The sequence below is a fragment of the Streptomyces sp. NPDC055189 genome, from assembly GCF_053606765.1.
Window position 1 is genome coordinate 15,765 of record NZ_JBSGSG010000016.1, and the last position, 14,966, is coordinate 30,730.

The 14,966-nt window shown below is 71.8% G+C and carries 13 protein-coding genes; 10 read left to right on the forward strand and 3 right to left on the reverse strand.

Annotation, left to right across the window (positions count from 1 at the left end; genetic code table 11):
* Positions 1–4 precede the first annotated feature (4 nt).
* Entirely contained in the window at positions 5–241 is a 237-nt protein-coding gene (locus tag ACWFR3_RS14620; RefSeq protein WP_453734908.1) for a hypothetical protein, read from the forward strand.
* A gap of 53 nt (positions 242–294) precedes the next feature.
* Here ACWFR3_RS14620 and rpmF read toward each other — a convergent pair whose 3' ends face one another.
* Complete coding sequence (gene rpmF / locus ACWFR3_RS14625; protein WP_453734909.1) at positions 295–465, reverse strand: 50S ribosomal protein L32; 171 nt, start codon at positions 463–465, stop codon at positions 295–297.
* Positions 466–597: 132 nt separating this feature from the next.
* Between rpmF and ACWFR3_RS14630 the strand changes: the two genes are divergently transcribed.
* The 9 genes from ACWFR3_RS14630 to ACWFR3_RS14670 all read left to right on the forward strand — a co-directional run bounded on the left by ACWFR3_RS14630 (position 598) and on the right by ACWFR3_RS14670 (position 11,650).
* Positions 598–2,097: a membrane-associated oxidoreductase gene (locus tag ACWFR3_RS14630; protein ID WP_453734910.1), complete on the forward strand. Its 1,500-nt coding sequence runs from the start codon at positions 598–600 to the stop codon at positions 2,095–2,097.
* Between the two features lie 102 nt (positions 2,098–2,199).
* A complete protein-coding gene (locus tag ACWFR3_RS14635) occupies positions 2,200–3,294 on the forward strand; it encodes a substrate-binding domain-containing protein (RefSeq protein ID WP_453734911.1) in 1,095 nt (364 codons plus the stop codon).
* A gap of 95 nt (positions 3,295–3,389) precedes the next feature.
* Positions 3,390–4,721 carry an ABC transporter substrate-binding protein gene (locus tag ACWFR3_RS14640; RefSeq protein WP_453734912.1) on the forward strand — a complete coding sequence of 444 codons (1,332 nt, stop codon included), beginning with the start codon at positions 3,390–3,392 and terminating at the stop codon, positions 4,719–4,721.
* A gap of 100 nt (positions 4,722–4,821) precedes the next feature.
* Positions 4,822–5,793, forward strand: a complete 972-nt coding sequence (locus tag ACWFR3_RS14645; protein ID WP_453734913.1) for a carbohydrate ABC transporter permease — start codon at positions 4,822–4,824, stop codon at positions 5,791–5,793.
* A complete protein-coding gene (locus ACWFR3_RS14650; RefSeq protein WP_453734914.1) occupies positions 5,790–6,653 on the forward strand; it encodes a carbohydrate ABC transporter permease in 864 nt (287 codons plus the stop codon). The genes ACWFR3_RS14645 and ACWFR3_RS14650 overlap by 4 nt, the downstream gene beginning before the upstream one ends.
* 59 nt (positions 6,654–6,712) lie before the next feature.
* Positions 6,713–7,693, forward strand: coding sequence for a hydroxyacid dehydrogenase (locus tag ACWFR3_RS14655; RefSeq protein WP_453735028.1), 981 nt, complete (start codon positions 6,713–6,715; stop codon positions 7,691–7,693).
* Positions 7,690–9,582 carry a DUF2264 domain-containing protein gene (locus tag ACWFR3_RS14660; RefSeq protein WP_453734915.1) on the forward strand — a complete coding sequence of 631 codons (1,893 nt, stop codon included), beginning with the start codon at positions 7,690–7,692 and terminating at the stop codon, positions 9,580–9,582. The genes ACWFR3_RS14655 and ACWFR3_RS14660 overlap by 4 nt, the downstream gene beginning before the upstream one ends.
* Positions 9,583–9,659: 77 nt before the next feature.
* Positions 9,660–10,451 carry a MerR family transcriptional regulator gene (locus ACWFR3_RS14665; RefSeq protein WP_453734916.1) on the forward strand — a complete coding sequence of 264 codons (792 nt, stop codon included), beginning with the start codon at positions 9,660–9,662 and terminating at the stop codon, positions 10,449–10,451.
* Positions 10,448–11,650 (forward strand): glycosyltransferase, encoded by a 1,203-nt coding sequence (locus ACWFR3_RS14670; protein ID WP_453734917.1) that lies wholly within the window; start codon positions 10,448–10,450, stop codon positions 11,648–11,650. Before ACWFR3_RS14665 ends, ACWFR3_RS14670 begins: the two co-directional genes overlap by 4 nt.
* 12 nt (positions 11,651–11,662) lie before the next feature.
* Here ACWFR3_RS14670 and ACWFR3_RS14675 read toward each other — a convergent pair whose 3' ends face one another.
* Positions 11,663–13,321, reverse strand: coding sequence for an amidohydrolase (locus ACWFR3_RS14675; protein WP_453734918.1), 1,659 nt, complete (start codon positions 13,319–13,321; stop codon positions 11,663–11,665).
* Positions 13,322–13,385: 64 nt separating this feature from the next.
* Positions 13,386–14,870 carry a purine-cytosine permease family protein gene (locus ACWFR3_RS14680; protein ID WP_453734919.1) on the reverse strand — a complete coding sequence of 495 codons (1,485 nt, stop codon included), beginning with the start codon at positions 14,868–14,870 and terminating at the stop codon, positions 13,386–13,388.
* Between the last annotated feature and the right edge of the window lie 96 nt (positions 14,871–14,966).

Genomic DNA, 14,966 nt, shown 5'->3' on the forward strand with positions numbered 1-14,966 from the left:
CCCCGTGGACATCCGTGGACTGCCCGCCGCGCTGCGCGAAGCCGGTGTCGCCGACGGCTACTTCTGGATCGAGGGAGTCCACGAACCGGCCCCCACGCCCCCCGACTTCGTCTACCTGCGCAGGACCGGGGACGGCGCGGCGTGGGAGACCGGGACGTACGAACGCGGAGAGCATCACCCTCTCGCCCGGCACGCGGACGAGGCGGAGGCCTGCGCCCACCTGCTGCGCTTGGTGCGATGAGACGGTGCCGGGCCCGGCGGCCGTCCGTGCCCGGCCCGTCAGTCCCCGGCCCGTCAGTCGCCGGGCCGCAGCAGGCCGCGCTCGTAGGCCTTGGCCAGTCGCCGGGGCACCAGGTAGGCGGAGCCGTCGACGGTGACCGGCACGAGCTGCGGGGTGACGGCCTTCCACTGGGCCCGGCGGTGACGGGTGTTGCTGCGGGACATCTTCCGCTTGGGTACGGCCATGGGGATTCGGGTCCTTTCTCGGCGGTGCGACGCCGAGGCTATATGAAAATGGTTCCCATTTCGAATCGGACGGGTGCGGCTCCCCGGATCCGTGGTTGACAGCCCGAACGCGCCCGCGACAGCATCCCGTTGATGGAGATCACCGACGCGACACCGGCGGAGGTCCGCGTCTGGGAGGCTTTCGCGCTCGGCGAGGGCGTCGACTTCCGCGACACCCGCGACGACGACCCGCGGGACGGCGCGTCCTGGGGGCCCGAGCGGACGGTGCGGGCCGAGGTGCTGCGGGCCCTGCTGATCGACGGCCCCACACGGGACGGCGAGATCGCGGGCCTGAAGCTGTGGGGCGCACGGATCACCGGGCAGCTCAACCTCATGTACGGGACGGTCGAGCACCCCGTACGGCTGCGCTCCTGCTACTTCGAGGAGACGCCCAATCTGTACGGCGCCCAGGTCCGCGCCCTGGTCCTGAGCGACTCGGTCCTGCCGGGCCTCACGGCGGGCACCCTGCGCGTCGAGCTGGTCCTGCGCATCACCTGCAGCCGGATCACGGGCCCCGTACGGCTCGCGGGCGCGCAGATCACCGGCGCCTTCTTCGCCAACGGGGCGGAGCTCGGCGTCCCGCCCGCACCCGACGCGGAGCCCGCGCCGGACCCCGCACCGGCCGCCGAAGCGGTGCTCCAGCTGAACCACGCCGTCATCGGCACCGACGTATGGGCCGTCGGCCTGGTCGCCCACGGCCAGATCCGGCTGAACGGCGCCACCGTCGGGGGCCAGGTCAACCTCGACGACGCCGTGCTGGACGCCCCCGGCGAAGTCGCCCTGCACGCCGAGACGCTGTCGGTCGGCACCGACCTGCGGGCCATGCGGCTGCGCGCCCGCGGCACCCTCAACCTCAGCGGCGCCAGAATCCCGCGGCACGTCAATCTCGCCTACGCCCGGCTCTCCCACCCCGGCGGATCGGCCCTGCGCGCCAGCAGTTGCGTCATCGGCGAGCTGTGGCTGCGCGAAGCCGCTCCGATCGAGGGAGCGGTGAATCTGCGCCGCTCCCAGCTGGACCTGCTGCACGTCCCGCCGGATGTGTGGCCGGGCCAGGTCAAGCTCGACGGCCTCGCCTACCAGCGGCTCGCCCCGCACCTGCCCGCCGAGCAGCGCCTCCCGCTGCTGGAGCGCGAGACGGCCGGCTATCTCCCGCAGAGCTACGAGCAGTTGGCCGCGGCCTACCGCACGGTGGGCGACGAGGCCGCCGCCCGCACCGTGCAGCTGGCCAGGCTCCGCCGCCACCGGCGCACCCTGCCCGCGTACGCCAGGATGTGGGGCCACCTCCAGGACGTGACGGTCGGCTACGGATTCCGGCCGATGCGCGCGGCCGGATGGCTCCTGGTCCTGCTGCTCGCCGGCGCGCTGGCCTTCGCCCTGCACCATCCGCCCGCGCTGAAGTCCGACGAGGCCCCCGACTTCAACCCGGTCTTCTACACCCTCGACCTGCTCCTGCCGATCATCGGCTTCGGGCAGGAGGCGGCCTTCGCGCCGCAGGGCTGGTACCAGTGGCTCTCGTATCTCCTCGTCGCCACGGGCTGGGTCCTCGTCACCACGGTGGCTGCCGGCATCACGCGATCCCTCAGCAGGCAGTGACGAACATCGCCGACCTGGACACAGGCGGGGCGCTGATCGATATCCTCCAGCGGAAACGTTCAAACGAACAACCGGCGGGTACGTCGCGAGGGGGTCGGCAGCATGCGGGAGCCGAGGGACGTCAGGCGGCAGCGGATACTCGCGGTCGTGGAATCGCGCGGCGAGGCACGGCTGAGTGATCTCGCCGACGATCTCGAGGTCTCGGTGATCACCGTGCGGCGGGACGTCGAAGAGCTGGCCCAGGAGGGCAAGTTGCGGCGCGGGCACGGCATCGCGCGATCGGTCGGACCGGTGGAGCGCGGCGCCCCGCGGGCCGAGCCGGTGGCGCAGGGCGGTGCCGTGGCGCTGATGGTGCCCGAGCGGCACACCTACCTGTACGAGACGATGCACGGCGCACGCAGCGTCCTGTACGAGGCCGGGATGCGGGTCGCCCTGCATATCGCGCCGCAGGTGGAGGGCGCCGAACGGCCGCTGGTCGAGCGGGTGCTCGCCGAAAAGGTGCAGGGGCTTCTCATCGCCCCGCGCTGGCGCACCGCGGCCGAGGAGGAGGCGGACTACGCCTGGCTCGCCGCATCGGGCGTGCCCACGGTCCTGATGGAGCGCCGGCCGCGTCCGGGCAGCGCGCTGCACGCCATGGACTCGGTCTGCACCGACCACTGGTACGGCATCCACCTCGCCGTCGACCACCTCATCCGGCTCGGCCACCGGCGGATCGTCCTGGCCGCCCGTGACGACAGCCCGACGGCCCGTGCGCTGCGGGCCGCCTTCGCCGACATCGCCGCGTCCCGGCCCGAGATCGAGGACTGGACCGTGATGCTCAGCGCCGCGAACGCGGGAGTGGGCCGGGTGCGCGAGCCGCTCGACCTCGCGGCGCGGTTGCGCGAGCACGGGGCGACGGGGGCCGTGCTGCACGGCGACGTCGACGCGCTGATGCTGGTGCAGCAGCTGATGGATCACGGGATGCGGGTGCCGCAGGACTGCTCGGTGGTCGCGTACGACGACGTGGTGGCCGCCCTCGGCAGCACTCCGCTGACCGCCGTCTCGCCGCCGAAGTACGAGGTGGGACGGACGGCGGCCGGGCTTCTGCTGCGCAGGCTGGAGGAGTTGGGCCAGACCGGCGCCGTGACGACCCAGCGGGCGGAGCTCCTGCCGGAGCTCAAGGTCCGGGGATCCACCACCCATGTCGGGATCGTTTGACCGCTTTAGTTTCTTTTGATCGATCTATTGACCGTCATCGTTCATGCGATCAGGATTCCCGTGTCCCGAACAAGAGCCGCGGGAGGCGCCCACCCATGCCTGGTCGACCTAGCCGCCGGTCCCTGCTCGCCGTGACAGCCGCAACTCCCATGACAGGTGCGCTCAGCGCCTGTTCGGGCAGCACGGGCGGCACGTCACGCGGCAAGGGCGGCACCACACGCGTCACCTTCTGGTCCGCACTGCGCGGCAGCCAGGAAGTCGTCGACGCGTTCAACAAGACCCACGACCGCATCCAGGTCGAGTTCCAGCAGATTCCGTCGGGCGCCATGGGCGGATACGCCAAGCTCAGCAACGCCGCCCGGGCCGGCAACGCCCCGGACGTCGCCACCATCGAATACCCCCAGATCCCCGGCTTCGCCATCGACGGAGTCGCACGCGACATCACCTCGCTGATGAGCGAGCGGCTGCGCGCCAAGCTGCTGCCGCAGGCCCTTGGCCTGACGACCTTCGAGAAGCGGGTCTTCTCCGTCCCGCTCGACGTGGAACCGATGGTCCTGCACTACCGCACCGACCTGTTCGACCGGTACGGGATCGAAGTCCCGCGCACCTGGGACGAGTTCGCCGATGCCGCCCGCACCGTGCGGGACAAGGCACGCGAGCGGCGCATCGCCGTCTTCCCCACCGACGGCGGCACCCAGTTCGCCGCGTGGGCCTGGCAGGCGGGCGCCCAGTGGTTCGACACCCGCGACGGCGCCTGGAACGTCTCGCTCACCGACCGTCCGACCCGCGAGGTCGCCGCGTACTGGCAGCGGCTCGTCGACGAGGACCTCCTCTTCGTCAACGCCACCGAGAGCAGGCACTACGACTCCCAGCTCGGCGAGGGCCTCATCCTGGCCCGGCTCAGCGGCGCCTGGGACGCCGGCTCGCAGATGAACGCCAGACCGGGCCAGAAGGGCCAGTGGGCCATCGCGCCGCTCCCGCAGTGGGACCCCGGCACACCGGTCGTCGGCACCCACGGCGGCTCCACCTTCGCCGTCACCAAGGACAGCAAACACCCGGAAGCCGCCATGGAATTCATCGAGTGGCAGGTCTCGCACCCCGACGCCCTGCGCGCCCGGCTCTCCAGCGGCGCCAGCAGCCAGTACCCGGCCGTCCCCGACCTGGTCCCCGTGGGCCGCAAAGCCTTCGACCGCGCCTACTACTCCGGCCAGGACATCTACCGCCTCTTCGAGGAACAGGCCGAGACGATCCGCGACGGCTGGGTCTGGGGACCGCGGATGACCGCGACCCAGCGGGTGATGCAGGACGGCTTCGCCCGCGCGGGCGGCGGCAAGGGCTCGCTCCTCGACGCCGTGCGCGCGGCACACGACGGAACCATGCCGGACCTCAAGGCCCTCGGCCTGTCCACCACCGAGCACAGCACATGACCGGCCCGAGCGCCCCGGCGCGACCCAAGCCGCCGGGCGCCCCGGCGAGCCCCGAGCCCCCGAACGCGACGAGCACCAGCAGAGAGGCAGGTGACCCCCGATGACCACGACCGCGCCCCCGGCCCCCGCCACCCGCACCCCCGACGCCCCCGCCTCCGCCCGCCGCGCCCGTACGCGTGCGCGGCGCCGTGAACACACGGCGTGCGGCGTCCTGATGACCCCCTTCCTGATCCTGCTGGTGGCGGTCTTCCTGATACCCGTCGGCACCGCGGTCTGGCTGAGCTTCTTCAGCGACGACCAGCCGGGCCTGGGCTTCGGCCCCGAACGCACGGTCTTCGTGGGCCTGCGCAGCTACACGGCCGTCCTCACCGACCCGACCTTCCTCGGCAGCCTCGGCACGGTCGTCCTCTACTGCCTCATCTACATCCCGCTCATGGTCATCGGCGCCCTCGCCCTGGCCCTCCTGCTCGACTCCGGCGTCGTACGGCTACGCTCCTGGGCCCAGTTGGCGCTCTTCCTGCCGCACGCGGTGCCGGGCATCATCGCGGCCCTCATCTGGCTGTACCTCTACACACCAGGGCTCAGCCCGGTCGTCGACCTGCTCTCCAAGGGCGACATCACCATCGACTTCCTCGGCGTGAACACCGTCCTGCCCTCGATCGTGAACATCGCCCTGTGGAGCAACCTCGGTTACAACATGGTGATCTTCTACGCCGCCCTGCAGGCCGTGCCCCGGGAAGTGATCGAGGCCGCCGTGGTCGACGGCGCGGGACCGGTGCGCACCGCACTCCGGGTCAAAGCGCCCCTGGTGCGCTCCTCGATCGTCATGGTCGCCATGTTCACCCTGATCTGGGCGATGCAGCTGTTCACCGAACCCATGCTGCTCAGCCAGTCGTCCCCGATGATCAACTCGCGCTTCTCGCCCAGCATGTACATCTACGACGCGGCCTTCACCCGCAACAACTACGGCCTCGCCGCCGCCGCTTCGGTGATCCTGCTCCTGTGCACGGTCGCCCTGTCCTACGGCGTCACCCGCTGGACCAACCGCTCCCAGAAGGAGGCCGCGCGATGAGCGCCGACACCCTCACCGCGGGCCGCCCCCGTCTCCTGGGCCGCACCGTCGTGAACACCGTGGTCGGCATCGCGGTGCTCTACACCCTGCTGCCCGTCCTGTGGCTGGTCCTGGCCGCGTCCAAGAACCGGGACGCGCTGTTCAGCAGCAACTTCTTCTCGCTGACCGACTTCTCCTTCCTGCAGAACCTGCGCGACCTGTTCGCGATGGACGGCGGGCTCTACGGCCGCTGGTACACCAACAGCCTCCTGTACGCCGTCCTCGGCGCCGCGATCAGCGCCTTGGTGAGCGTCGCCTGCGGCTACGCCTTCGACAAATACCGCTTCGCGCACAAGGAGAAGGTCTTCGGCCTGGTGCTCGCCGCGGTGATGGTGCCGCAGACCGTGCTCGCCCTCCCGCTGTATCTGATGGCCTCGGCCACAGGCATCGTCGACACCTTCTGGGCGGTGTTCATCCCGGTCCTCTTCAACCCGTTCGGGGTCTATCTGGGGCGGATCTTCAGCCAGGGCTATGTGCCCGACGAAGTACTCGAAGCGGCCCGGATGGACGGCGCGGGGGAGCTGACCACCTATCTGCGCGTCAGCTTGCGGATGCTGGGCCCCGGCCTGGTGACGGTGTTCCTCTTCCAGCTCACCGCCATCTGGAACAACTTCTTCCTGCCCATGGTGATGCTCTCGGACGAGAAGCTGTATCCGGTCAGTCTGGGTCTTTATACCTGGAACAGCTCTGCCACCGTCTCGCCCGAGTACTACCCCGTGGTGATCATGGGTTCGCTCCTCGCGGTGCTTCCGCTGATCCTCGCCTTCATGCTGCTGCAACGCTTCTGGAAGTCGGGCCTCACCGCGGGCTCGGTCAAGTGAGCCATGTGAAAGGAAAACTGTTGAAGAACGGCAGCCACCGTCCGCGCACCGCGCTCGCCATGGCCCGGGACGCGGCGACGGCCGTGCTCGGCCCCGACGCCCTGGCCGCACTCGGCCGGGTCAGCGATCTGGTGCCGGACACCGTCCTGGACGACTTCACCACGGACGAGGCCCGCGCCGTACTCCGTGACGCGGAGGTCCTGGTCACCGGCTGGGGCTGCCCGCCCCTGGACGCCGCCGCGCTCGCGGCAGCGCCACGGCTGCGGGCCGTCGTCCACACCGCCGGCTCGGTACGCGGCCACATCACCCCGGAGTGCTGGGAGCGCGGTATCGAGGTGTCGTCGGCGGCGGCGGCCAACGCCCTGCCCGTCGCGGAGTACACCGTGGCCATGATCCTGCTCACCGGCAAACAAGTCATGGAGCGGGCGCGGGAGTTCAAGGAAGTCCGGCGCCGCGACGACTGGCTCGGCCTCTCGCACGGCGTGGGCAACTACGGCCGTACGGTCGGCATCCTCTCCGCCTCGATGATCGGCCGCCGCGTCATCGAACTCCTGCGCCCCTACGACCTCCAGGTCCTCCTTCACGACCCGTACGTCTCCGACGAGGAAGCCCTCGCGCTCGGAGTGCGTCCGGTCGGCATCGCCGAGCTGTTCGAAAGCAGCGACGTCGTCAGCGTCCACACCCCGCTGCTGCCCGCCACCCGCGGCCTGGTCGACCGTGAGCTGATCGCCGCGATGCGCCACCAGGCGGTGCTCGTCAACACGGCCCGGGGCGCGGTGCTCGACCAGGACGCCCTCACCGAAGCCGCCCTCGCCGGCCGCATCCGTGCCGTCCTGGACGTCACCGTCCCCGAAGTCCTGCCCCCCGACCACCCGTTGTGGGAGTGCGACCACGTCATGATCACCCCCCATCTGGCCGGTTCGCAGGGCAACGAGTGGGGGCGCCTCGCCGACCTCGCCGTCGCCGAACTCGGCCGCTGGGCCGCGGGCGACGGCTTCGCCCATGCCGTACGACGCGAAAGGCTGGCCTACCTCGCATGAGCATCCCCGCACTGCCCGGACTCCCCGAGGAAAACCGGGAGGTGAGCCCGCACACCGGCTACACGCGCGAGCACTGGGAAGCCGCCGCCGACGGGCTCCTGGGCGCCGCCTGGAAGTGGGCAACCCCGCAAGGCGCCCTGCTCGACCTGCCGGGGCGGCCCTCCGCTTCGGGCGTACGGTCCGACGGGCTTGAGGGATACGCCCGTACGCTGCTTGCCGCCGCGTTCCGGGTCGCGGGCGCCGAGGGCAAGGATCCGCACGGCTGGCTGGACCGGTACGCGCAGGGTCTCGCGGCGGGCACCCGCACACCCGGCCGTGGCGACGCCGAGTCCTGGCCGGTGATACTCGACCACCACGTCCAGGGCCAGCCGATGGTGGAGTCCGCGTCCGTCGCACTGGGCCTGCGGCTGACCCGCCCCTGGCTGTGGGACCGGCTCGACACCGACGTACAGGACCGGGCGGAACAGTGGCTGCGCGGCGCGATCCGCCACGTCCCCGCGCCCAACAACTGGTATCTCTTCCCCTACACCGTGGCCGGGTTCCTGGAGTCGGTGGGCCGCGGCGACGCCGAGACTGCACGGGCGCGCGAGCGGGCCCTGGAACTCCTGGAGACCTGGAACCGCGGCCAGGGGTGGTACGCCGACGGGGACGGCCGCGCCTTCGACCACTACAACGGCTGGGCCCTGCACCTGTACCCGACGCTCGACGCCCACCTGGCGGGCGACCGGGACCAGCTGGCCCGGCACGGCGCCCGCCTGCACGAACACCTGGAGAGCTTCGGGCTGCTCTTCGGGGGTGACGGCGCCCCGATCCACTTCGGCCGCTCCCTGACCTACCGCTTTGCGGCGGGAGCGTCCGTGGCCCTCGGCGCGCTCACCGGCCACACGCCCCTGACCCCCGGCACCTCGCGCCGCCTCCTCAGCGGATCCCTTCGCTACTTCCTCGACCGCGGCTCCGTCGGCGCCGACGGACTGCTGAGCCTCGGCTGGCACGGCCCGCACGACGCGAGCCTGCAGCCCTACTCCGGGCCCGCGTCGCCCTACTGGGCGTCCAAGGCGTTCGTCGGGCTCCTGGCACCGGCCGGTCACCCCCTGTGGACCGCCACGGAGGAGCCCACCCCCAGCGAGCGCGGCGACCGGATCCTCGCGCTGCCCGCGCCCGGCCTCCTGATCCAGAGCACCCGGGCCGACGGGATCGTACGGCTGCACAACCACGGCAGCGACCACGCGCGCCCGCACGAGGCCGAGACGGCGGCGCACGAGGACCCGCTCTACGCCCGCCAGGCCTACTCCACCCGGACCGGCCCCACGGCACGCGGCAACACCGCGGACAACCACATCGCGGTCGAGGTGGCGGGGATACGCAGCGCCCGCACCCGCACCCATCCCCTCGGCGCCGGTCAGGGCGACGGCTGGGGCTGGGCCGCGTCCCGGCACATACCGGCCTTCGTGAGCGGCCCGCCCATGGTGCCGGGACTGCGCGTGGAGAGCGTCACCGTCGCCAGGGGCCCGCACGAACTGCGCGTGCATCGCGTCGTCGGCGCACCGCACGGCGCCCGCGTCACCCACACGGGCTGGGCGACAGGGCCGGAGGAGTCCTTGTCCTCCGCGCTGTACCCCTTGCACGGCTGGACCGGCCAGGACGAACAGCGCGCACCCCAGGGCACGGCCTTCACCCGGTGGGCCCGCCTGCCCCGCCTCACGGCCGAGGCGCAGGGCACCGCCGTGTACGCGGCGCTTGCCACGCTCACCGCGGAGCCCGAACCCGCGTCCGCGGCCGACGCGGCGAGCGTGGTGAGCGCGACGGCGGACACCGTCGAGGTGCGGTGGGCGGACGACGGCTCCCTGACCCGGATCGCCTTCGCACCGCTGAGGGTGGAATACGGGTGAGGTGAGTGCCGCCCCCGGAGGAGTTGACCCTGACGTCGCGTGAGGCTGCACGCTGTACGCGACGAAAGGCGAGGTCCATGAGTTGCACCGTGGGGCAGGTTTCCGGGTTCGCGGGGGTCACCGTGCGCACCCTGCATCACTACGACCGGTCCGGGCTGCTCGTGCCCAGCGAGCGCAGCCCGGGCGGGTACCGCCTGTACGGCAAGGCCGATCTGGCCCGCCTGCAGCAGATCCTCTTCTACCGCGAACTCGGATTCGCCCTGGAGGAGATCGCGGAGATCCTTGCCGACCCGCAGTCCAGCGCGCTCGACCAGCTGCGGGCCCGGCACAAGGCGCTCCTCGAGCAGATCGGCAAACTGGGCCGCCTGGTGGAGGTCGCCGAGCGGGCCATGGACGTGCAGCAGACGGGGGTACGGCTCAGCCCGCAGGAACGCTTCGAGGTGTTCGGCGAGATCACCTTCGACCTCAGCTACGCCACCGAGGCCGATCTCAAGTGGGGCAGCAGCGCGGGGCACCGGGAGGCGATGAGCCGCGCGGCCGCCCACTCCAAGGAGGACTGGGCCAAGATCATGGGTGAGGCGACGGCCTGGCGGGCGGAGCTCGTCGAGGCCTTCGACGAGGGTGAACCTCCGCAGGGCAAGCGTGCGATGGACCTTGCCGAGGAGCACCGCAAGCACATCACCCGCTGGTTCACGCCCTGCCCGCAGGCCATGCACCTGCGCATCGCCGACGACTTCGCCGACGATCCCCGTGCCTTCGCCCTGGTCGTACCGCCCTCGGAGCAGCGGCCCGGCCTCGCCGCGTTCCTGCACGCGGCGGTGTGCGCCAACGCAGCACAGGCTGACGGGAGCGAGGTGGACGGCCGATGAGGATTCTGCTGGCCGCCGCCGGATCGTACGGCGATGTCGCCCCCTATACCGGCCTCGGTGCCCGGCTGCACGAGGCCGGGCACGACGTCGCCCTTGCCACGCAGGAGTCCTTCGCGCCGCTGGTGCGTGGCGCCGGACTCACGTTCCGGCCGCTGCCCGCCGACACGAGCGCGGGCGGCGGGGGAAAGCGGCAGTTGATGCGGACGGCCGCGGCGTTCGTACGGGAGCTGGGGTCCGGGCTGGTCGACGCCGCTGAACCCGGCGCCGACGTACTGCTGCTCTCGACGACCACGGCGCCCCTTGGCTGGCAGCTGGCCGAGGCCATGGACGTACCGTCCCTGGGCGTCTACCTGCAACCCACGCACCCCACGCGGGAGTTCGCCCCGGTGATGAGCGGCGGCAGGTCGCTCGGCGGGCCCGGCAACCGCGCCCTTGGCCGCTTCTCCCTGCGGATGGCCGACCGCGTCTACGCCGAAGCGGTCGCGGACCTGCGGGCGCGCCTCTCCCTGCCGCCAACCGGCCGGGGCGCCGTCCGGCGCCGCCGGGACGAGGCCGGGTGGCCGGTCCTGCACGGCTTCAGCACCGCCGTGGTGCCCCGGCCAGGTGACTGGCGCGACGGTCTCGACGTCGTCGGAAACTGGTGGCCGCACCACGACCCCGAAATCCCGCTGCCCGCCCACATCGAGGACTTCCTGCGGGCCGGACCGCCGCCCGTCTTCATCGGATTCGGCAGCATGGCCGCGGGCGACGGCGCGAGACTCGGTGAACTGGCCGTCTCCGCTCTGCGCGCGGCCGGGCTGCGGGGGGTCCTGCAGGAGGGACGGGCGGGGCTCATGGGACACGGCGACGACATCCTCACCGTCGCCGAGGTGCCCCACGCGCTCCTGTTCCCGCGGATGGCCGCCGTGGTCCATCACGCGGGCGCCGGGACCACGGCGGCCGCGCTGCGGGCCGGGGTGCCCGCGATCCCCGTCCCCGTCATGGCGGACCAGCCCTTCTGGGCCTCGCGGCTCGACGCGCTCGGTGCGGGTACCGTGCCCGTCCCGGTCAGGGAGCTCACGGCGCAGCGCCTCGCCGAACAGCTCGGGCATGCGGTGCGCGAGCCCTCGTACAGGGAAGCCGCGGGCGCCGTCTCCCGCCGGATGGCCGCGGAGGACGGCGCCGGGCAGGTCCTCAAGGCGATCGAGCGGCTCGGCTGAGCGGTCGCAGTGCTACGGCCGCTCCACGGTCACCTCTCCGCCCACCACCACGACCTCGGCCGTCGTCCCCGGGATGTCCTCGGGGCATGCGCGCAGGATGTCCCGCGACAGCACGACGAAGTCGGCCAGCTTGCCCACCGTCAGCGAACCCCGCTCGTCCTCAAGGAAGTTGGCGTGCGCGGAGCCCATCGTGTAGCCGTAAACGGCCGTCTCCACGTCGAGCGTCTCGGCGGGCTGCCAGGGTTCGCCGCCGCCGAGGGGGCGGCGGGTGAGGGCGGTGTAGATGCCGGCCATCGGGTCCATCTCGGCGACGTTCCAGTCGCTGGAGAGCGCGAGCACCGCCCCCGCCTCGTGCAGGCTCCGCATCGGCCAGGCCTTGTGCCACCGGTCGGCGCCGATGTTCTCGGCCCAGTCCTGGCCGGGGCCCGCGATCTCGGGGGCGCAGTGGCGCGGCTGCATGCAGGCCACGACGCCGAGTTCGGCGAAGCGGGGAGTGTCGGCGGGGTCCAGGCACTCGACGTGGACGATCTGGTGGCGGGCGTCGCGCGGTCCGTTGAGGGCGCGCGCGTGCTCGACGGCGTCGAGGACCGTGCGGATGCCCCGGTCGCCTGTGGCGTGCACGAAGCACTGGAAGCCGCGGGCGTCCAGCTTCGCGAGCAGCTCGGCGAACTCGTGGGCGGGGTAGAAGGTGTCGCCGCGGTGCCGTCCGCACCCGGAGTAGGGCTCGAGGAGGGCGGCCGTGCGCGGCTCGACGACATCGTCGATGTACAGCTTCAGCGGCCCGACCCGCAGCCGGTCATCGGCGAACTGCCGCGCTGCGGCGGCGAAGTCGTCCAGGTCGGCGTCGGAGGTGCCGCGCGGATGGAAGAGCGCGGCGACGATGCGTGAGCGCAGCCGTCCCTCGGCGCGGGCGCGGGTGAACAGCTCCAGGTCGTCCAGGGAGTTCTGCGGTTCGACGACGGTGGTGATGCCGTAGCCGATGGCGTCGTCCAGGCTCTTGGCCAGGCGTCCGTACTGCCGGTCGGGCGACGCCCAGGGCAGCCCGAGCTCGCGCAGCGCCCGGTGGCCGTCCCGCGAGAGTCCCTTGACCGCGAAGTCCTTGATGAATCCCGTGGGTTCGCCCGTCTCCGGGTCGGTCTCGGCGCGGCCGAACGGCAGCTCCGTACGGTCGCGGTCGACGCCCAGACGGTGCAGCGCGGCCGTGTTGAGCCACGCGGTGTGGACGTCGTAGCTGAGGACGAAGGCCGGGATGTCGCCGGTGACGGGGTCGAGGTCGGCGGCGTTCGGCATCCGGCCACCGGGGATCGCGGAGTAGTCGAACGCCTCCGCCTCGATCCACTCGGCGCCCGGATTGTCGGCGCGCCAGGCGCGGATGCGGGCGTGGATCTCGCCGAGGGTGCGGGCGCCTGCGAGCTGCACGCAGGCGTCGTCGGAGCCGAGGCGCACGTGGTTGTGCGCGTCGATGAAGCCGGGCAGGACCAGGCGTCCGCCGCCGTCGACGATCCGGGTCGCCTCGCCGGTCCAGGCGTCCGCTTCCGCGTCGGGCCCCAGCCATGCGATGCGCCCGTCCAGGACGGCGAGCGCCTCGGCCGAGGGGAGGTCCGGGTCGACGGTGTGGATGCGGGCGTTGCGCAGGACGAGGTCGGCGGGTTCGGGGATGGTGCCGGTCATGAGAGGTGAACTCCTGGGGTGGTACGGGTGTTTCACGGGGTTATGCGTGGTGGTGAGGGAGGTGTCAGGCGGCGGAAGACAGGGAAGCGGGAACGCTGCGGCGGGCGAGCGCCCAGTACGTGAGCCCGGCGACGACCGAGCCGAGGAGGGTGAGGTCACCGCCGCCGAGCGGTGCGACCAGCGGCCCTGTCCACAGTTCGGAGTCGCAGGTCAGCGCGGCGAAGGCCATTCCGGCGACGAGGGCGGCCATTCCGGCGGGGTGGAACCCTGCCCGGTACCAGTAGGCCCCCTCGCGCCCGGTCGTGTGCAGCGCCCCGGTGTCGTACCGGCAGCGGCGCAGCAGCATGTCGGTGAGGAACACCCCGCCCCACGGCGCGAACACGATGATCAGGAGCGAGAGGAAGCTGAGCAGGGACTCGGTGAAGTCGGTCAGGAACAGGGCGCCGAGCGAGCCCAGTGCCGTCACGACGACGCTGATGACGATGGCCTTCGCGCGGCTCCAGGGGATGCCGAGCACCTGGAGGTTGAGGCTGGAGGAGTAGAGCGTGAGGATCGAGTTGGTGACCGAGCCGCCGAGCACGAGCAGCAGGAACACCGGCTTGAACCAGCCGGGCAGCAGTCCCTCCACCCCCGCGACCGCATCCGTCATGTCGGCCTGCGTGGCGGCCGCGACGCCCGCGACACCGAGCGCCACCGAGGAGAGGAGACCGCCGAGCGCGCCGGTGACGGTGATCGAGCGCAGCGAGGTGTCCCGCGGCAGGTAGCGGGTGTAGTCGGCGGGCATCGGCAGATACGAGAAGGGCCCGGCCAGCATCACCACGAAGGCGAGGGTCCAGGCGGAGAAGCCGGGGCCGCCCGCGCCGCCGCCCGCGCCCGCACCGAAGTCGGCGTCGGGCAGCACGAAGACGAGCAGTACCCCGAAGCCGGCGGCGAGCACGTACGCCATCCAGCGCTCGGCCAGCTGCACGGTGGCGTGGCCCCACATGGCCACCGCGAAGGTCATGGCGAGGGTCACCGCGAGCGCGAGGGCGCGCGCCGCGTCCCCGCCGCTCGTCCAGCCGAGGTCGGTGAAGAGGGCTTCGAGGGCGAGCGTGCCGACCACGGTGTTGACGATGGTGTAGCCGATGGAGACCACCCAGTTGAGCAGCCCGGCGGGGAAGTTCCCGAGCATGCCGAAGGCGGCGCGGGAGATGACGAGGGTCGCGGTGCCGGTGCGGATGCCGCTCAGACCGGCCGCGCTGATGACGAAGAAGGCGAGCCCGCCGATCACGACCACGGCGGTGGCCTGCCAGAAGCTGAGGCCGAAGCCGACGGCCAGGGCGCCGTTGATGACGTAGGTGAAGGTCAGGTTGGAGCCGAACCACAGCCAGAACAGGTCCTTGGCGCTGCCGTGCCGGTCCTCCTCCGGGATCGGGTCGATGCCGTGGGTTTCGACCCGGAACACCTCGTCGCTGGTGACGCCGGTGCCGATCCCGGCGGTATTCCCGGCGGCTCTCCCGGCTGTCGTCCCTGCTGCCGTCCCGGTGGGGACCGGGGCCTGTTGCGCCATGCGGACACCTCGCTCTCCGGCACCCAGACTTTGAATGCCGTTCTATGAGTTAGAACGGCATTCAAAATGCGTCACGGGTCGGGGAGCCGTCAAGAC

Bases quoted from the DNA above. Each gene is read 5' to 3' on its own strand.
- ACWFR3_RS14650 (WP_453734914.1), top strand. From the start codon at position 5,790: ATGAGCGCCGACACCCTCACCGCGGGCCGCCCCCGTCTCCTGGGCCGC.
- ACWFR3_RS14660 (WP_453734915.1), top strand. From the start codon at position 7,690: ATGAGCATCCCCGCACTGCCCGGACTCCCCGAGGAAAACCGGGAGGTG.
- ACWFR3_RS14675 (WP_453734918.1), bottom strand. From the start codon at position 13,321: ATGACCGGCACCATCCCCGAACCCGCCGACCTCGTCCTGCGCAACGCC.
- ACWFR3_RS14680 (WP_453734919.1), bottom strand. From the start codon at position 14,870: ATGGCGCAACAGGCCCCGGTCCCCACCGGGACGGCAGCAGGGACGACA.
- ACWFR3_RS14635 (WP_453734911.1), top strand. From the start codon at position 2,200: ATGCGGGAGCCGAGGGACGTCAGGCGGCAGCGGATACTCGCGGTCGTG.
- ACWFR3_RS14645 (WP_453734913.1), top strand. From the start codon at position 4,822: ATGACCACGACCGCGCCCCCGGCCCCCGCCACCCGCACCCCCGACGCC.
- rpmF (WP_453734909.1), bottom strand. From the start codon at position 465: ATGGCCGTACCCAAGCGGAAGATGTCCCGCAGCAACACCCGTCACCGC.
- ACWFR3_RS14640 (WP_453734912.1), top strand. From the start codon at position 3,390: ATGCCTGGTCGACCTAGCCGCCGGTCCCTGCTCGCCGTGACAGCCGCA.
- ACWFR3_RS14630 (WP_453734910.1), top strand. From the start codon at position 598: ATGGAGATCACCGACGCGACACCGGCGGAGGTCCGCGTCTGGGAGGCT.
- ACWFR3_RS14665 (WP_453734916.1), top strand. From the start codon at position 9,660: ATGAGTTGCACCGTGGGGCAGGTTTCCGGGTTCGCGGGGGTCACCGTG.
- ACWFR3_RS14655 (WP_453735028.1), top strand. From the start codon at position 6,713: ATGGCCCGGGACGCGGCGACGGCCGTGCTCGGCCCCGACGCCCTGGCC.
- ACWFR3_RS14670 (WP_453734917.1), top strand. From the start codon at position 10,448: ATGAGGATTCTGCTGGCCGCCGCCGGATCGTACGGCGATGTCGCCCCC.